Genomic DNA, 14,602 nt, shown 5'->3' with positions numbered 1-14,602 from the left:
GCGTTACTTAGATCTTGCCGACCAGGTCCAGCGATGGGGTCAGGGTCTCAGCGCCTTCGGTCCACTTGGCTGGGCAGACTTCGCCTGGGTGAGCGGCGACGTACTGGGCAGCTTTGACTTTGCGCATCAGTTCCGATGCATCGCGGCCGATGCCGTTGTCATGCACTTCCATGACCTTGATCTGGCCTTCTGGATTGATGACGAAAGTACCGCGCAGTGCCATGCCTTCTTCTTCGATCATGACTTCAAAGTTGCGCGACAGGGTGCCGGTCGGGTCGCCGATCAGCGGATAGTTGACTTTCTTGATCGCGTCCGAGGTGTCGTGCCATGCCTTGTGAGCGAAGTGGCTGTCGGTCGAGACGCCGTACACGTTCACGCCCAGCTTGTCGAATTCAGGCTGGAACGAGGCCAGATCTTCCAGTTCAGTTGGGCAGACAAAGGTGAAGTCGGCCGGGTAGAACATCACCACCGACCAGGTGCCCTTGAAGTTTTCTTCGGTCAGGTCGATGAATTTGCCATTGCTGTATGCGGTGGCTTTGAACGGTTTGATCTGGGTGTTGATAAGGGACATGTATTCTCCTGTTTGTGGTTGGTGAAACGTATGACAAGCAGTGTACCGCTCAGCTCGTCTTTTGGGAAATTGATTGATTGGATACAGTTGATTGATTTTGACTATCGAGCGGGCGACAGCATGCCGAGCTGTCCAGGGCTACGCCGTCAGGCGCAGACCGGCACGGCCGTGCATGGTAGCATCAGACTGAAGGTCGAGCCTTCACCGGCGATGCTCGTCACGCGTAACTCGCCGCTGTGCGAGATCGCCAGCTGGCGCGAGATATACAGGCCCAGCCCCAGGCCTTTCGGTTCGCCATTGCGGGCGCCGCGCTCGAAGGGCTCAAAGATGCGTTCCAGGTCGCCCGGTGCGATGCCCTTGCCGCCGTCCCGCACGTCGATGCGCACGCACTCGCCCACCTGCTCGACACTCACTTCGACCGGCTGGCCGCCGCCGTAACGCAGCGCATTGGTGAGCAGGTTGACGATCACCTGCTCGACGCGGAACTCGTCCCAGCAGCCGCTGACCGGCTCATGCGGCAGCAATGTCAGCGAACTGCCGGTCGTGGCCGCCTGCAGCGACAGGTCGCTGACGACGCGCTCCAGCAGCGTCATCAACTGAACCTGCGTTGGCCGGATCGACAGCTTGCCGCTGCGCATGCGCGAGACATCCAGCATGTCGTCGATCAGGCGGATCATCGACTTGATCTGGCGCTCGTCGCGCTGGACCATCGCTTCCATCTGCTGCGGCGCGAACGCGGCCGCATTGCCGCGCTTGATCTGCAGGCTGCGCATCTGGGTTTCCAGGAACAGCGTATTGAGCGGCGTGCGCAGTTCGTGCGCGACGAGCGACATGAATTCGTCGCGCATCTTCAACGAGCGCTGCAGCTCCTGCTGGGTTTGGTTCAGCTCGCGCAGCAAGGTTTCCTGCTCTTGCCGGCTGCGCTCGAGCGCCAGCATCTGGCGCCGCGTTTCACGGCGCTGCTGGTCGAGCGCGACGAACACGGCGACCTTGCTGCGCACCGCGCCCGGGTCGATCGGCTTGTACAAAAAGTCGACTGCGCCGTTCTCATAACCCTTGAAGGCGTAATCGAGCTCGCGCCCGGCAGCCGAGACGAACACGATCGGGATATGACGCGTGCGCGACGTCGAGCGCATCACCTCGGCCAGTTCGAAGCCGTTCATGCCCGGCATCTGCACGTCGAGGATGGCCAGCGCGAATTCGTGCTCGAGCAGCAAGGCCAGCGCGGCGTCGCCGGAATTGGCCTGGTGAATCTCGCGCTGGTCGTGGCGCAGCAGCGCCTCGAGCGCCTGCAGGTTCTCGGGCAAGTCATCGACGATCAGGATTTTGCTTAATTCATGGGCGCTCATGGGGTCTCCAACAGGGGCAGCGCGGCGCGGATAGCGGCCAGCGGCAGCACCAGATGTGGCGCGCAGCGCCGGATGGCTTCTCTCGGCATCGTACTGGCGTGCGCTTCTTCAGGATCCTGGACGATGGTCAGCCCGCCGTGTTCGCGGATACTGCACATCCCTTCGGCGCCATCAAAATTGGCGCCGGTCAGTAGTATACCGGCCATTGCCGGTCCATACACACTGGCGGTCGATTCCATCAAGACATCAATCGACGGCCTGGCATACTGGACGGGCGCTTCGCAGCTGAGCGAAAAGCTGCGGTCCTGCTCAATCGACAGATGGTACCCCGAGCCGGCGAAATAGACATTGCCCGGCTCGATCGGCGCCTTGTCGCGCGCTTCGCGCACAGGGAGCATCACGCGCGCATCGAACAGTTCGGCCAGCCGGCTTTCGCGGTCGCCCGGCACATGCAGGATGCAGACCACGGCCGGCTTATAGTCCGGCTGCAGCGACGGCAGTAAGCTGAGCAGCGCATCGACGCCGCCGGCCGAGCCGCCGATCAGGACCAGCTCGATGCGCCGCTTGCCCAGCGCCGCCGCCACTTGCTCGTTCAGGCTCATGGCGCGGCCTTGCGATACACCCGTTCCCGCCGCGCCAGCGACTCAAAGCGCCCGGCGTAGCTGGAAAAGTCGATGCTTTCCTTGCTGCCCAGGCCCAAAAAGCCCCGGTGGCACAGCGATTCATGAAACAGGCCGAATACCCGGTCCTGCAGCGTTCGGTTAAAGTAGATCAGCACATTGCGGCAGCTGACAAAGTGGGTTTCCGAGAACACGCTGTCGGTGGACAGACTGTGGTCGGCGAACGTCACGTTCTCGATCAGACTGCGCTCGAACAGCGCGCCGCCGTAGGCCGCCGTGTAATAGTCCGAGAACGCGGCCTTGCCGCCGGACTTCTGGTAATTCTCGGTGTACAGGCGCATGCGGTCGATCGGGTACACGCCGCGCCGGGCTGTTTCAAGCGACTTCGGATTGATGTCGGTCGCGTAGATGATGCTGCGTTCGAGCAGCCCTTCTTCTTTCAGCAGGATCGCCAGCGAATAGACTTCTTCGCCCGTGCTGCAGCCGGCCACCCAGATCTTGAGCGATGGGTAGGTTTTCAGGAACGGCGCGACCTGCTCGCGCACCGCCCTGAAGTAGTCCGGGTCGCGGAACATCTCGGTGACGGGAATCGTCAGGTATTGCAGCAACTGGGCAAAGCCGTTCGGATCGTGCACCACGCGCGACTGCAGCTCGGAGACCGTATTGCATCCCATCTCGCGCATGGCCACCAGCACGCGGCGCTTTTGCGAAGCGCCGGTGTAGTCGCGGAAGTCATAGTTGTATTTCAGGTAGACGGCTTCGACGAGCATCCGCAGCTCGATGTCGAAGTCGCTCGGCGTATGGCTCAAATGCGCTCCAGGGTCGGCATCCAGACCCGCAACAGGGAGTACAGGCGGGACAGGTCAATCGGCTTGGCCAGGTAATCGTTGGCGCCGGCGGCCAGGCATTGCTCCTGGTCGTCCTTCATCGCCTTGGCCGTGATGGCGATGATCGGGAGGCGGTCGAAGCGGCCGTCGGCGCGGATGCGGCGCGTCGCTTCCATGCCGTCCATCCCCGGCATCATGATGTCCATCAGCACCAGGTCGATGCCCGGTACTTCATCGAGTTTCGCGATCGCTTCGAAGCCATTGCGGCCCACTTCGACCTTCGCGCCGCGCTGCTCGAGTGCCGCAGTCAGTGCGAACACATTGCGCACGTCGTCGTCCACCAGCAGGATCGTGCGGCCTTCGAACACGCGATCGCGCCCGCGTACGGCCTTGAGCATGCTCTGACGCTCGGTCGACAGTTCTGATTCCACCTTGTGCAGGAACAGCGTGACTTCGTCGAGCAGGCGCTCGGGCGAGCGCGCGCCCTTGATGATGATCGAGCGCGAGTAGCGCAGCAATTGGGCCTCTTCGTCGCGTGTCAGGTTGCGGCCCGTGTAGACGATCACGGGCGGGAACGAGCACAGTTCCTCGTGCGACATGCGCTCGAGCAGCTCGCCGCCCTGCATGTCCGGCAGCTTCAGGTCGATGACCATGCAGTCGAAGATCTCGGTGCGCAGCAGATTGAGCGCTTCGTTGGCCGTGCCCACCGCCGCGATCTGCACGTCGTCGTCGGCAATGAGCGCCACGACGCTTTCGCGCTGGCGCTCGTCGTCCTCGACCAGCAGCACGCGCTTGATCTTCTGCGCCGACTTCTCCTGCAGCTTGCGGAACACTTCTTCCAGTTCTTCGCGGCTCGCGGGCTTGAGCGCATAACCGATCGCGCCCAGGTGCAGCGCCTCGCCGCCGTTCTCGATGCTCGAGATGATGTGCACGGGGATGTGGCGCGTGGCCGGGTTGTCCTTCAGCTGCTGCAACACGGTCAGGCCAGAGCGGTCGGGCAGGCGCACGTCGAGCAGCACGGCGTCAGGCCGCTGGCTGATGGCCAGCGCCAGGCCTTCTTCGGCGCTCATCGCCACCAGGCAGCGGTAATCGAGCTCACGTGCCAGGTCGTACAGGATGCGTGCGAACGCCATTTCGTCCTCGACCACCAGCACGCTGCGCCGGCCATCGGCCGGGCGCTCTCGGTCATCCGGGAAGCTCTCGTAGTGGTCAGTCACGACCGGCGCAGGCGCTGGCACCGGCACCGGCGCAGGAGCTGGCGCAGGCGCCGACGGCCGGACCACCGGGGCTGGCGCATGGTGCGGCTGCGCGCTGGTCACCGCCGGGGCCGACATGGACGAGCCTGACGAGAGCACGGAATCCGGCAGGCCGTGCGGCAACGTCAGCGTAAACACACTACCCTCGTTCGGCGCGCTCGAGACGGCAATGCCGCCACCGAGCAGGCGCGTGAGGTCGCGCGAAATCGACAGGCCCAGGCCCGTGCCGCCGAAGCGGCGGCTGGTGGTCCCATCGGCCTGGTGGAAAGCGTCGAAAATCTTGTCCTGCTGGTCGGGCGCGATACCGATGCCGCTGTCCTGCACGCGGAAGGCAACCGCGCCATCGACGGTCGTCTGCACCGACAGCGTGACGGCGCCCGCATCGGTGAACTTGACGGCGTTGGACAACAGGTTCTTGAGGATCTGCTCCATGCGCTGGCGATCGGTGTTGATCGATGCCGGCACATCGGGCGCCACGTCGATGCGGAACTCGAGCGACTTCTGGCGCGCGAGCGGCTCGAACGTGCGCGCCAGGCCTTCGACGACGCGCCGCACCGGCACGTCTTCGGGCACCAGTTCGAGCTTGCCTGCTTCGACCTTCGAGATGTCGAGGATGTCGTTGATCAGGTGCAGCAGGTCATTGCCGGCCGAATAGATGGTTTGCGCGAAGCGCACCTGCTCGTCGCTGAGGTTACCCGGCGTATTGTCGGACAGCAGCTTGGCCAGGATCAGCGAGCTGTTCAGTGGCGTGCGCAGCTCGTGCGACATATTGGCCAAAAACTCGGACTTGTAGCGGCTCGCGCTTTCCAGTTCCATGGCGCGCTGCTGCAACTGCTCCTGCGCCGACTGCAGCGCCGCATTCTTCATGTCCAGGCTCAAGGCCTGTTCGGCCAGCTGGTCGTTGGTGGTGCGCAGCTCGGCCTGCTGGTTTTCGAGTGCCGACTGCGATTCTTCGAGCGCGCGCGACTGCTCTTCGAGCTCTTCGTTGGCGGTTCGCAGTTCTTCCTGCTGGACCTGCAGTTCTTCGTTGAGCGTCTGGCTTTCTTCGAGCGAATCCTGCAGGCGCTGGCGGTACAGCACGGCCGCCATGGCCGCCCCCACCGCCTGGGCGATGAAGCCGAGGAATTCGCGGTCGCGCAGCTCCACCGGACGCAGGAAGGCGATCTCGAACACGCCCTTGACCTTGCCGTGGTTGTAGAACGGCGCAATGATCAGCGCGCGCGGGGCAGTCTCGCCCAGGCTCGAGCTGACCTTCATGTAGCCGGCCGGTAGTTCGTCGAGCACCATCAGGCGGTTTTCCTGCGCCGCCTGGCTGGCCAGCGAAGCACCCGGCTGGATGAATTCGGCGCGTTCGGACGGGGTATGGGTAAAGCCGTAGGCGCCGATGCGGCGCAGCACGCCGTCTTCGCTGCGCACGTACATTGCGCCCACGACGCCGTCGAGATACTTGACGACGTACGGCAGCACCGCATCGGCCAGCGGCTCGAGGTGATGGATGCCGGCACTGCGCACGGTCAGTTCGTTCTGGCCGGTGCGCAGCCACTCCTGGTGGCGCAGTTTTTCATTGTGCTCGGCTTCGTGGCCCAGCACGTCGTTATACGAACTGGACAGGGTCATCAACTGGCGCCGGCCAAAGATGGCCAGGCCGCCACCCACCAGCGCCGAGAGCAGCAGGAACAGCGCCACCGACCAGAAGGTCGTGCTGCGCGCGTTGTCGCTGCGTTCCTGCAGCAGCCGGGCTTCGGACGCCAGCACGAGGTCGAAATTGCGCCGCATCTCGTCGGTGAGCAGTCGGCCGCGACCGCTTCTGACCGCATCGATATAGCTCAGGTCATTGGCCCGTCGCCGCGTGATCATCTCCTCGGCAAATGCCTCCCACTGTTTCTGGACCTGCGCAATGCGCGTGATGCGTTCGGCCTGCGGGCCATTGTCCTTGACCAGTTCACCCAGCGTATCGAGGCTGCTGCCCATCCGCTGCGCCGACAGCAGGTACGGCGTCAGGAACTCTTCATCGCCCGCCAATAGATAGCCGCGCATGCCGGCTTCCATTTCGGCCGACAGCTTGCGGATCTCGTGCGCATTGCCGATCACCTTCTGGGAATGCTCGACCCAGGTCAGGTTATTGATCAGATACGCGATGATGCCCACGAACACGAGCGCACTGACAACGCTCATGCCCAAGGGCAGCGCGACATTGCGGGAAAGGATGCGGCGAAACGCGTTGTTATCGATGGTTGAACCGGCCATACCTGTTGTTCTGTTAGCAAAAAAATAGCCCAAGTGTAACGCAATTGTGACATCGCGCCCACACCAAATGCGTACGGTCGTGCAGAAGCCCGACCGTGCGCTACAACCGTAATCTTAGCAAAATGGATACGCAGCGGGCGCACCGCTTCGCGTGCTACCTTGGCTCGCCCATATGTGGTTTCAAGTACTGCGAGGTGCGGCTTTTCTTGTTACGAGCAACATCGCGCGGCGGCCCGGCGACCACGATGTTGCCGCCCCGATCACCTGCGCCGGGACCGACATCGATGACCCAATCGCTGCCCGCGACCACGCGCATCGTGTGCTCGACCACGATCACGGTGTTGCCGGCGTCGACCAGACGGTTCAGTTGCACCATCAGGCGGTCGGCATCGACCGGATGCAGGCCGGTGGTCGGCTCGTCCAGCACGTACAGCGCATTGCCGCGCGTGGCGCGCTGCAGCTCGGACGCCAGCTTGATACGCTGCGCCTCGCCGCCCGACAGCTCGGTGGCCGGCTGGCCCAGGCGCAGGTAATCCAGCCCCACTTCATTCAGCACTTCGAGCGCGCGCTCCACCAACGCTTCACCCTTGAAGAAGTCGATCGCCTCGCCCACCGTCATGCCCAGGACCTCGGCAATATTCTTGCCACGGTACGTTACTTCGAGCGTCTGCGCGTTGTAGCGCGCGCCGTCGCAGGTCGGGCAAGGCGCGTACACGCTCGGCAGGAACAACAGTTCGACCATCACGAAGCCTTCGCCGGCGCAGTGCTCGCAGCGGCCCTTGGCGACGTTGAACGAGAAGCGGCCGGCGTCGAAACGCCGTTTCCTGGCGTCCGGCGTGGCCGCAAACAGCTTGCGCACCTGGTCGAACAGGCCCGTATAGGTGGCCAGGTTCGAGCGCGGCGTGCGCCCGATCGGCTTCTGGTCGACCCGCACCAGGCGTCGCACGCCGTCCATGCCGGCCACGATGCGCCCCTCGAGCGGCAGGGCGTCGTCGCGCTCCAGGTCCGGTTCGTCGGACTGCTCTTCGGCCACCGCACTGCCCTGCCCCAGGGCCGCAGCGACCAGTTCGACCAGCACCTGGCTGACCAGGCTCGATTTACCGGAGCCCGACACGCCCGTCACGCTCGTGAGCACACCCAGCGGGAACGCGACGTCGAGATCCTGCAGATTATTACGGTGCACGCCCTCGAGCTTGAGCCAGCCGGTCGGTTCGCGCGGCGTGCGCGCACCCAGGGCCGCGTCGCCAAACAGGTAACGCCGGGTTTGCGACGCTTCCACGTCGCGCAAGCCGTCCGGCGGCCCGCTGTAGAGAACCTGGCCACCGCGCTCGCCGGCCAGCGGCCCGACGTCGACGATCCAGTCGGCCTGGCGGATCACGTCCAGCGCGTGCTCGACAACGAACAGCGAATTGCCGGCGGCTTTCAGTTGCGCCAGCGCGTCGAGCAGCGCTTCGGCATCGGCCGGATGCAGGCCGGCCGACGGTTCATCGAGCACATAGACGACGCCGAACAGGCTGGAGCGCACTTGCGTGGCCAGGCGCAGGCGCTGGAGTTCGCCCGGCGACAGGCTCGGCGTGCTGCGATCGAGCGCCAGGTAGCCAAGACCCATTGCCAGCAGCACCTCGATGCGGGCCGACAGATCATCGGCGATGCGCCGGCGCACGATCAGCTGCTCGGCGTGCAAGCCTTTTTCTATCTTGCTCGTCGCGTGCGTATACGGCGCCAGCAATTCGGCCAGGCGCGCCAGCGGCAGGCGCGAGAGTTCGGCGATGTCCATGCCGGCGAACGTCACCGACAGCGACTCGCGCCGCAGGCGCTTGCCTTCGCATTCCGGACAAGCGTTGCTGACCATATAGCGCGCCACGCGCTTTTTCATCGACGCGCTTTCGGTGTTGGCAAAGGTCTGCATCACGTAGCGGCGCACGCCGGTGAACGTGCCCTGGTAGCTGGGCGTGTCCTTGCGCTTGAGGGCAGCCCGGGTTTCCTCGGGCGTCAGGCCGCCGTACACGGGCACGCTCGGGCTGTCATCGGTATACAGGATCCAGTCGCGGTCTTTCTTCGGCAGATCGCGCCATGGGGTGTCGACGTCGTAGCCCAGCGTCACCAGAATGTCGCGCAGGTTCTGGCCGTGCCAGGCCGGCGGCCAGGCGGCGATGGCCCGTTCGCGGATCGTCAGGCTGTCGTCCGGCACCATCGATTGCTCGGTCACCTCGAACACGCGCCCCATGCCCGAACAGCGCGGGCACGCGCCCTGCGGCGTGTTCGGCGAAAACGATTCGGCGTACAGCAGCTCTTGCCCTGCCGGATAATCGCCGGCGCGCGAATACAGCATGCGCAGCGAATTGGACAAGGTGCTGACGCTGCCGACCGACGAACGGGCCGTGGGCGTGCCGCGCTGCTGCTGCAGCGCGACGGCCGGCGGCAAGCCTTCGATCGTATCGACCTCGGGCACCGGCATCTGATGAAACAGGCGCCGCGCGTAGGGCGAGACCGATTCGAGATAGCGGCGCTGGGCTTCGGCGTACAGCGTGCCGAAGGCGAGCGACGACTTGCCCGAGCCCGAAACCCCGGTAAACACCACGAGTTGTCCGCGCGGGATGTCGAGGCTGACGTTTTTCAGATTGTGTTCGCGGGCGCCGCGCACATGGACGAAGCCGTCTTCGGCAGCGTTTGGGGGGGTGGTTTTCTTGCGGGGCATCTGCCCTCCGGCGTATTCTAGATACGCCATTGGACGCTATTACCGCGACGGTGTCGGTGCGCTTACCAACAATCAGCTCAGGCGCGCGCCAGTTCCTCAAGCCGGCGACACAATGCATCGAGGCAATCCGGCGCGGTGGAACGGGCGGCAACCGCTGCCGCTTGCGACGCCACCGCGCCCGCCAGAACCTGCTGCAGCGCGGCCGCCATCCGGGCCGGCGTGACGCGCCTGGCGTGCAGGCTGACGCCCGCCCCCAGCACCACCACCCTTGCCGCGTTATCGAACTGATCGTGCGCGAGCGGCACCACCAGTTGCGGCGTGCCGGCGCGCAGCGCTTCGGCCGTCGTGCCGATGCCGCCGTGGTGCACCAGCGCGGCGACGTGCGGCAGCAAGGCCTTGAGCGGCACGTAGCCTTGCCAGCAGATGGACGGTGGGAGCGAACCGGGCAGCTGCTCGCGGTGCGGCGTCAGGAAGATCGCGCGCAGGCCCAGTTGCGCGACGGCTTGCGACGCTGCCTCGAAGTAGCGTCCCGCCTGCCGGTTGCCGGTGCCTGGCGTAAAGACGACTGGCGGCGCGCCGACATCGAGAAACGCCCGCAGCGCGGCGCTTGGCGCAGCGTCAGGATCGGGGTCGTACAGGGGAAAACCAGCCTGAAGCATCGGCTGCGGCCAGTCCGGCACGGGCGCGGCAAACCAGTCGGGAAACAGCGCCAGCGACAGGTCGGGAATGGTGTGGAGGTAATCAATGAGGCTGCGCACGCGGGGCAGTCCACGCTCGGCACGCGCCGCGTTCAGGCCGGGCAACGCGACCGGATCGATGAAGCGCGCGGCGAGCGTGCGCCATAACCAGCGCCGCGCGCCATGCGGCACCCAGGTCGGTACGGGATAAGGACCCAGTAACAACGGGTCGTACACGGTGGGCAGATTGGACGGCGCCAGCCAGGTCGCGGCGATCTTTAACCCAGGCAGGTTGAGACGGCACAGGTCGGCCTCTGGCAGCGCCAGAGGATGCACCAGAAGAAGGGTCTGTTTGCCCGAATCGAGCGCGGCGACCAGGGACGGCAATTGCGCCATCGCCGGCCGTGTTGCGTCCCACACCACGGCCAGGCCGCGGGTGGGATGCCACAGATCGGGGTGGTCGAGCACGGCCGGGTCGGCCGGCAAACCGTGAAAGGTCAGCCCGGCCGCATCGACGTAGGGCGCATGCAGGTCAGGGCCCAGAAAATCGACGCGGTGGCCGCGCTGGCGCAGCGCCCGCCCGATCCACAGGAACGGGAACAGGTCCCCGGCAGAGCCCATCGTCACCAGAATTACATGCATGGGCCCGCCCTTCGTCGATTTAGAAGGTCAGCGTGCCTTCAATGGAATCATCCAGCGTCTTGCCGAGTACGGCACCGATCGCCATCTTCGCGCCGGCCACGATGCCGCCGTGCTTGTTGTCCCAATAATAACCGGACTTCGGGGTGACCTTGATCACGATAATGCGCGGGTCGTCCTCGCCTTCGGTGAACCAGGTCTTGAGCAGCGGCTCCCACAGCTGCTTGATGCGGGCCTTGTCCTGCGACACTTCAGCGTGGCCGTCCAGTTCAAGGAAGCCGGCATTTTCGCCCGCCTGGAAGAACAGCTTGACGGTTGGATTGGCCTGCAGTTCCTGATTCGTGTGGCTGTCGATCGCGCCCAGGTACCAGATGGCGCCATTGTCGTCGGTCTCGCGCACGCTCATCGGGCGCACGCCGCGGCTCGCGCCGGTGCCGCCGCCGGTGATGAAGAAGCCGGTCTCGGCATCGTCGATGATGTCCTTGATGCGCTCGATGGCCTCAAGCCCTGCCAGATCGCGGCGGTTTTCTTCGGGTTGGTTGCGATTGATGGAATCCATGGTCGTCTCCTGTTAGCGAAGGCCGTGTGGCCGATGAGACAACTCTAACGTCATCTGCCCTGACGGTATGTGGGCAGACGAACGTACGGGACCACAATCCCCCGCTGACGGGTCAAACCGGGGGTGCCCCTGGATTACAGGAAACGGTCGAGGATCTTGCGGCTGTGCTTGTCGATCTTGAACATGTCGCGCACCAGGAAGTTGATGCCGTGGCTATCCGCCACCAGCAGCGACGCTTCGCCGATGCGGCGAATGTCTTCGTCGAGCTTGAGCACGAACTCGGTGTCGCCCCGGTCGGTCGTCACATACCAGGTGCACGGTGTGGCAAAGCTCGACACATCCTTGATATTGATGATTTCGGGGATGAACTCGCGCCCGCCGATTTCATCGCTGATGAGCGTGCGGATGTCATCCGGCACCGTGGCCAGATCGTCGATCCAGGCGACTTCCTTGCCGCCGTCGCGCACGAGCGAAATGCCCTTGGTCGGCGCCTGGATCGGGAACGCGCGCACGGGCGTGATGCCCACGTATTCTTCGCCAGTCTCGAGGGTGATCACCAGCTTGCCGAATGCGTCGCGGCGCAACTGGAACGGGGTTGTCGAAACGGTACTCATCATGCGTCCTTGTCGTCGAGGTCCTGATCCACGTTGCGCGCTTGCGCTTCGTACAGGCGGTGGTAGGCGCCTTCGCGCGCCATCAGGTCATCGTGGCTACCCTCTTCCACCACCACGCCGCGGTCGAGCACGATCAGGCGGTCGGCGCGGTGCAGCGTCGACAGGCGGTGGGCAATGGCAATGGTCGTGCGGCCTTGCACCAGATTGTCGAGCGCTTTCTGGATTTCTTTCTCGGTTTCCGAGTCCACCGACGAGGTGGCTTCATCCATGATCAGGATGGGCGGATCGATCAACAGTGCGCGCGCAATCGAAATGCGCTGGCGCTCGCCGCCCGACAGGCCCTGGCCACGCTCGCCGACCATCGAATCGTAGCCCTGCGGCAGGCGCAGGATGAATTCGTGCGCGTGCGCGGCCCGGGCCGACGCGATGATGTCTTCGCGCGATGCATCCGGCTTGCCGTAGGCAATGTTCTCGGCAATGGTGCCGAAGAACAAGAACGGCTCCTGCAGCACGAGGCCGATATTGCGGCGGTAATCGGCGACGGCAAACGAGCGGATGTCCTTGCCGTCGAGCAGGATCGCGCCTTCGGACACGTCGTAGAAACGGCATATCAGGTTCACCAGCGTGCTCTTGCCCGACCCGCTGTGACCGACCAGGCCGACCATCTCGCCGGCCTTGATATTGAGCGAAATGCCGCGATTGACGGCGCGGTTGCCGTAGCGGAAACCGACTTCGCGCAGTTCGATGTTGCCTTCGAGCTTGGCCACCTTGATCGGGTTGACCGGATCGGGCACGCTCGAGACATGGTCGAGAATGTCGAAGATACGCTTGGCGGCCGAGGCCGACTTTTGCGTGACCGACACGATGCGGCTCATCGAATCGAGGCGCACGTAGAAGCGCCCGCTATAGGCGATGAATGCCGTGAGCGTACCGACCGTGATGTCGCCGCGCGAGACTTGCCAGATACCGAAGCACCAGATGACCAGCAGGCCAAGTTCGGTCAGGAACGACACGCTCGGCGAAAACAGCGACCACACGCGGTTGAGCTTATCGTTGACGTTCAGGTTGTGCCGGTTGGCTTCGCGGAAACGCGCTGCTTCGCGCTTCTCTTGTGCAAAGGCTTTCACGACGCGGATGCCCGGAATCGTATCGGCCAGCACATTGGTGACTTCGCCCCAGACGCGGTCGATCTTTTCAAAGCCGGTGCGCAATTTGTCGCGCACGAGGTGGATCATCCAGGCGATGAATGGCAACGGCGCCAGCGTCACCAGCGCCAGCCATGGATTGATCGAGAACAGGATCACACCCGTCATGATGATCATCAGGACATCGGACAGGAAGTCGAGCAGGTGCAGCGACAGGAACACGCAGATGCGGTCCGAACCGCTGCCGATGCGCGCCATCAGGTCGCCCGTGCGTTTGCCGCCGAAAAATTCGAGCGACAGGCGCATCAGGTGCTCGTAGGTGGTCGAGCGCAGGTCGGCGCCGATGCGCTCGGACGCCAGCGCCAGCACGTAGGTCTTGGCCCAGCCCAGCGCCCAGGCCAGCACGGCCGAGGCCAGCAAGCCGCCCATGTACATATACACGAGGCTCGTATCGATCTGCTGCCCGTTCTGGTACGGAATCAGGACATTGTCCATCAGCGGCATCGTCAGGTACGGCGGAATCATGTGCGCAGCAGTCGAGCCCAGCATCAGCAAGAAGCCCAGGAACAATTGCCCCTGATACGGCCTGGCGAAGCGCCACAGGCGAAACAGCGTCCACGTCGATGGTGGCGTGTGCAACACTTTTTCGCAGATCGGGCAATCGTCCTGGTCGGCATCGAGAGGTGCCTTGCAACTTGGACAAGTATGCTGCTCGGGCGGCTGGACGGCCACGCCCGTCAGCGCGCTTTCCATCTGGTCCAGGAACTGGTCGGCCACGCGCACGGCGTGCAGGTTCTGGCCCAGCGTGAAGCGCCAGCTGGCCAGTAGCCCGTGCGCATCGGTCAGTTCGAGATGCCCGACACCGGCGTGGTCGTGGTGGCGCAGCGCCAGTCCTTCGCGGTAAGGCCAGTCGCGCCACGCCGTTTCGCCCGGCGCGCGCGCCAGCAGGCGCCGCTGCGTGACCAGAACTAATCCTTTTGAGAAATGTAATTTCGCATCGAGGTCAACCTCCACGCTGCTTAAAACGTTTTCCCCTGATGCAAGCTGTTTCGCGACGTCACTTTCCCAGTTATCTGGCAAGAAATTGGCGGCTATTGCCAGCGACGACGGATTGGCAAGTTGTTTTGTTGTCATGGTTTGCGCCCGAGACGGGCTTTAATTCGGCAAAGATTCAGTATGGGTAAAGCGTGCGGCGGTTGTTGTTATGCCAGGCATGAAACGCTCCACAGAGCGCTAGAACGTTTTTGGGCAGAGTTTGGATGACACGAAATGTGTTTTGACGAAAATATTGCGGCTAAGTAAAAGCAGCAACTGGATTAGATCAGAGCGTGATGTGCGCTGCGATTGGCGCTGTTTCGCTAACGTAGTGACACCTCAGGCATACAAGGACAAGTCGCCGG

The 14,602-nt window shown here is 63.8% G+C and carries 10 protein-coding genes; all 10 read right to left on the bottom strand.

Annotation, left to right across the window (positions count from 1 at the left end; genetic code table 11):
• Positions 1-7: 7 nt before the first annotated feature.
• The 10 genes from ahpC to RCH14_RS05395 all read right to left on the bottom strand — a co-directional run bounded on the left by ahpC (position 8) and on the right by RCH14_RS05395 (position 14,336).
• Positions 8-571 carry an alkyl hydroperoxide reductase subunit C gene (gene ahpC / locus RCH14_RS05440; RefSeq protein ID WP_343025147.1) on the bottom strand — a complete coding sequence of 188 codons (564 nt, stop codon included), beginning with the start codon at positions 569-571 and terminating at the stop codon, positions 8-10.
• Between the two features lie 146 nt (positions 572-717).
• On the bottom strand, positions 718-1,920 hold the full coding sequence (locus RCH14_RS05435; protein WP_343025146.1) for a hybrid sensor histidine kinase/response regulator: 1,203 nt from the start codon (positions 1,918-1,920) through the stop codon (positions 718-720).
• Positions 1,917-2,522, bottom strand: a complete 606-nt coding sequence (locus tag RCH14_RS05430; RefSeq protein ID WP_343025145.1) for a chemotaxis protein CheB — start codon at positions 2,520-2,522, stop codon at positions 1,917-1,919. Before RCH14_RS05430 ends, RCH14_RS05435 begins: the two co-directional genes overlap by 4 nt.
• The gene (locus RCH14_RS05425; protein WP_343025538.1) at positions 2,519-3,310 is read right to left on the bottom strand and encodes a protein-glutamate O-methyltransferase CheR; all 792 of its coding nucleotides are present in this window, start codon (positions 3,308-3,310) and stop codon (positions 2,519-2,521) included. Before RCH14_RS05425 ends, RCH14_RS05430 begins: the two co-directional genes overlap by 4 nt.
• 35 nt (positions 3,311-3,345) lie before the next feature.
• Positions 3,346-6,870: a response regulator gene (locus RCH14_RS05420; RefSeq protein WP_343025144.1), complete on the bottom strand. Its 3,525-nt coding sequence runs from the start codon at positions 6,868-6,870 to the stop codon at positions 3,346-3,348.
• Positions 6,871-7,024: 154 nt separating this feature from the next.
• A complete protein-coding gene (gene uvrA / locus RCH14_RS05415) occupies positions 7,025-9,568 on the bottom strand; it encodes an excinuclease ABC subunit UvrA (RefSeq protein WP_343025143.1) in 2,544 nt (847 codons plus the stop codon).
• A 77-nt stretch (positions 9,569-9,645) separates the two neighbouring features.
• The gene (locus RCH14_RS05410) at positions 9,646-10,887 is read right to left on the bottom strand and encodes a glycosyltransferase (protein WP_343025142.1); all 1,242 of its coding nucleotides are present in this window, start codon (positions 10,885-10,887) and stop codon (positions 9,646-9,648) included.
• 19 nt (positions 10,888-10,906) lie between these two features.
• A complete protein-coding gene (locus RCH14_RS05405) occupies positions 10,907-11,443 on the bottom strand; it encodes a pyridoxamine 5'-phosphate oxidase family protein (RefSeq protein ID WP_343025141.1) in 537 nt (178 codons plus the stop codon).
• Positions 11,444-11,577: 134 nt separating this feature from the next.
• The gene (locus tag RCH14_RS05400; RefSeq protein WP_407070057.1) at positions 11,578-12,060 is read right to left on the bottom strand and encodes a DUF1854 domain-containing protein; all 483 of its coding nucleotides are present in this window, start codon (positions 12,058-12,060) and stop codon (positions 11,578-11,580) included.
• Entirely contained in the window at positions 12,057-14,336 is a 2,280-nt protein-coding gene (locus RCH14_RS05395) for an ABC transporter ATP-binding protein (protein ID WP_343025140.1), read from the bottom strand. Before RCH14_RS05395 ends, RCH14_RS05400 begins: the two co-directional genes overlap by 4 nt.
• Positions 14,337-14,602: the final 266 nt, after the last annotated feature.

Origin of the sequence: Massilia sp. MP_M2 (assembly GCF_039123635.1) — a bacterium.
Classification (GTDB): domain Bacteria; phylum Pseudomonadota; class Gammaproteobacteria; order Burkholderiales; family Burkholderiaceae_D; genus Telluria.
The sequence above is the reverse complement of the archived record's forward strand: the minus strand, read 5'-3'. Positions and strand labels throughout refer to the sequence as shown.

What these genes read in the sequence shown, in the direction of transcription:
- ahpC (WP_343025147.1), bottom strand. Translation starts at nt 571, where the DNA reads ATGTCCCTTATCAACACCCAGATCAAACCGTTCAAAGCCACCGCATAC.
- RCH14_RS05435 (WP_343025146.1), bottom strand. Translation starts at nt 1,920, where the DNA reads ATGAGCGCCCATGAATTAAGCAAAATCCTGATCGTCGATGACTTGCCC.
- RCH14_RS05430 (WP_343025145.1), bottom strand. Translation starts at nt 2,522, where the DNA reads ATGAGCCTGAACGAGCAAGTGGCGGCGGCGCTGGGCAAGCGGCGCATC.
- RCH14_RS05425 (WP_343025538.1), bottom strand. Translation starts at nt 3,310, where the DNA reads ATGCTCGTCGAAGCCGTCTACCTGAAATACAACTATGACTTCCGCGAC.
- RCH14_RS05420 (WP_343025144.1), bottom strand. Translation starts at nt 6,870, where the DNA reads ATGGCCGGTTCAACCATCGATAACAACGCGTTTCGCCGCATCCTTTCC.
- uvrA (WP_343025143.1), bottom strand. Translation starts at nt 9,568, where the DNA reads ATGCCCCGCAAGAAAACCACCCCCCCAAACGCTGCCGAAGACGGCTTC.
- RCH14_RS05410 (WP_343025142.1), bottom strand. Translation starts at nt 10,887, where the DNA reads ATGCATGTAATTCTGGTGACGATGGGCTCTGCCGGGGACCTGTTCCCG.
- RCH14_RS05405 (WP_343025141.1), bottom strand. Translation starts at nt 11,443, where the DNA reads ATGGATTCCATCAATCGCAACCAACCCGAAGAAAACCGCCGCGATCTG.
- RCH14_RS05400 (WP_407070057.1), bottom strand. Translation starts at nt 12,060, where the DNA reads ATGATGAGTACCGTTTCGACAACCCCGTTCCAGTTGCGCCGCGACGCA.
- RCH14_RS05395 (WP_343025140.1), bottom strand. Translation starts at nt 14,336, where the DNA reads ATGACAACAAAACAACTTGCCAATCCGTCGTCGCTGGCAATAGCCGCC.